The 2679-nt window shown below is 73.6% G+C and carries 3 protein-coding genes; all 3 read right to left on the minus strand.

Annotated features, from left to right (window positions below):
• Positions 1-854 (minus strand): uroporphyrinogen-III C-methyltransferase (gene cobA / locus VIB55_RS13800; RefSeq protein ID WP_331877235.1); only part of this gene is annotated, 854 nt, incomplete at its 3' end.
• A complete protein-coding gene (locus tag VIB55_RS13805; protein ID WP_331877236.1) occupies positions 851-1786 on the minus strand; it encodes a GDP-mannose 4,6-dehydratase in 936 nt (311 codons plus the stop codon). The genes cobA and VIB55_RS13805, both read right to left, overlap by 4 nt.
• 4 nt (positions 1787-1790) lie before the next feature.
• Positions 1791-2679 (minus strand): GDP-mannose 4,6-dehydratase (gmd, locus tag VIB55_RS13810; protein ID WP_331877237.1); only part of this gene is annotated, 889 nt, incomplete at its 5' end.

Here is a 2679-nt window from a genome sequence, read left to right on the forward strand (position 1 = left end):
CGGACGGTGGGGACCTGCACCGTCTCGGCGCCCAGCGCCTCCAGCGCGGCCGCGAACTCGCTGGCCTGCGCCCGGGCGCGGGTGACCACGATGCGCTTTCCCGACAGGGGGCGGCGGTCCCACCACGCAAGTTGCTCCCGAAGGGACGCCACCTCGCCCACGACGATCAGCGACGGGGCGCCGATTCCCGCCTCCCGCGCGATGGCGGGAAGGGTGGTCAGCGTTCCCGTGACGGTGCGCTGGCGGGGGTACGTTCCCCACTCGATCGCCGCGGCCGGGGTGTCCGCCGCGCGGCCGGCCTCAACCAGTCGGCGGAAGTTTTCCGCCATCCGCCCCACGCCCATGTAGAAGACCACCGTGCCCACGCCGCGGGCCAGGTGCGCCCAGTCGACGTCGGTGTCGGCCTTGGTGGGGTCTTCGTGCCCCGTGACGAAGGCCACGCTGGCCGCCATCCCCCGCTGGGTGACGGGGATTCCCGCGTACGCCGGCGCGGCGATCCCCGCCGTGACGCCGGGAACCACCTCGAACGGCACGCCGGCCTTCGCCAGGATCAGCGCCTCTTCCCCGCCCCGCCCGAAGACGAACGGGTCGCCGCCCTTCAGCCGCACCACGCAGCGGTTTTCGCGGGCCAGCTCCACCAGGATGCCGTTGATCTCGTCCTGGGTGCGGGTGTGCTCGCCCCCCCGCTTGCCCACGTAGATGCGGCGCGGGGCGGTGGCGCGCTCCAGGATGGCCGGGCTGACCAGGGCGTCGTACACCAGCACGTCGGCCCGGGCGATCAGCTCGGCGGCGCGCAGCGTCAGCAGGCCCGGGTCGCCCGGCCCGGCGCCCACCAGGTAGACGGTACCCGTCACGCCGCCGTCCCCGCGCGAACCGCCTGCACGTGCGACTCCAGCAGGTCGGCCAGCGTGTCGCGGAAGGCGATCTCCGGCGCCCAGCCCAGCGCCCGCAGCCGCGCGCCGCTGCCGCACAGCAGCGGCACGTCCACGGGCCGTACGCGCTCCGGGTCCAGCTCCAGCCGGGCGCCCGTGCCCGACAGGGCGATCAGCTGCTCGACGGCGTCGCTCATGGCGGCCGCGTGGCCGGAGCAGACGTTGTAGGCCTGGCCGGCCTCGCCCTCGTTCATCAGCCGCACGTACGCCCGGGCCACGTCGCGCACGTCCAGCAGGTCGCGGCGCGCGGACAGGTTGCCCACGCGCAGCACGGGCTCGCCGCGCCCCGCGCGGATCTCCGCGAGCTGGCGGGCGAAGCTGGCCAGGGCGAAGCGCTCGTCCTGCCCCGGCCCCGTGTGGTTGAACGAGCGGGCGACCACCACCGGACCGCGCGCCTGCAGCGCCGCCATCTCCGCCGCCGCCTTGCTGGCCGCATACGGGTTGCAGGGCTGCAGCGGGCGGTCCTCGCGGATGGGCTGCTCCTCCTCGGGCACCACGCCGTACACCTCGGCCGAGCTCACCAGCAGCAGCCGCGCGTCGGCCGGCAGCGCCCGTGCCAGCCGCAGGGTGCCCGTGGCGTTCACGTCCCAGGTGCCCAGCGGGTCGTTGAACGACCCGGCGACGGACGCCTGCCCGGCAAGGTGGTACACCTGCTCGGGCGCGGCGCGCGCGACGGCCGCCTCCACGCTTTCGGCGGAGGTGACGTCCAGGGAAATCCACTCCACCCCGCCCTCGTCGGCGGGCGACGGGTGGCCCTCCTGCCGGGTGGCCACCACGGTGTGCCCGTCCTCCAGCAGCGCCCGCACCAGCCAGGTGCCCGCGAACCCCGCCGCGCCGGTTACCAGGACCCGCACGCGATCAGCCGGCGGAGGCGGCGGCGCGATGGCGCTCCAGGTCGGCATTCACCATCATGCTCACCAGCGCCTCGAAGCCCACCTCGGGCTCCCATCCCAGCTCGCGCTTGGCCTTGGACGGATCGCCCACGAGCAGGTCCACCTCGGCCGGGCGCATGAAGCGCGGATCCAGCGACACGTGCTCGCGCCAGTCCAGCCCCACCGCGCCGAAGGCCAGCTCCACCAGGCGCTGCACCGTGTGCGTCTCGCCCGTGGCCACCACGTAGTCGTCGGGCTGGTCCGGCTGAAGCATCAGGTGCATGGCCCGCACGTAGTCGCCGGCGAATCCCCAGTCGCGCTGCGCGTCCAGGTTGCCCAGGCGAAGCTCCGTGGCCAGCCCCAGCTTGATGCGCGCGGCCCCGTCCGTCACCTTGCGGGTCACGAACTCCAGCCCGCGCCGGGGCGACTCGTGGTTGAACAGGATGCCGCTGACGGCGTACATCCCGTAGCTTTCGCGGTAGTTCACCGTGGCCCAGTGGCCGTACACCTTGGCCACGCCGTACGGCGAGCGCGGGTAGAAGTGCGTGTTCTCGTCCTGCGGCACCGCCTGCACCTTGCCGAACATCTCCGACGACGACGCCTGGTAGAAGCGGATGCGGCGCTCGCGGTCGAAGATGCGGATGGCCTCCAGCATGCGCGTGACGCCCAGCCCCGTGACGTCGCCGGTGAGCACGGGCTGCGTCCACGAGGTCTGCACGAACGACTGCGCCGCGAGGTTGTACACCTCGTCGGGTCGCACGCTCTCGATGAGCCGCCGCAGCGAGGAGGCGTCCAGCAGGTCGCCGTAGTGCAGGCGCAGCGGCGCGCCCTCGACGTGCGGGTCGGTGTACAGATGCTCGATGCGGCCGGTGGTG

The organism is Longimicrobium sp. (assembly GCF_036554565.1).
Lineage (GTDB): Bacteria > Gemmatimonadota > Gemmatimonadetes > Longimicrobiales > Longimicrobiaceae > Longimicrobium.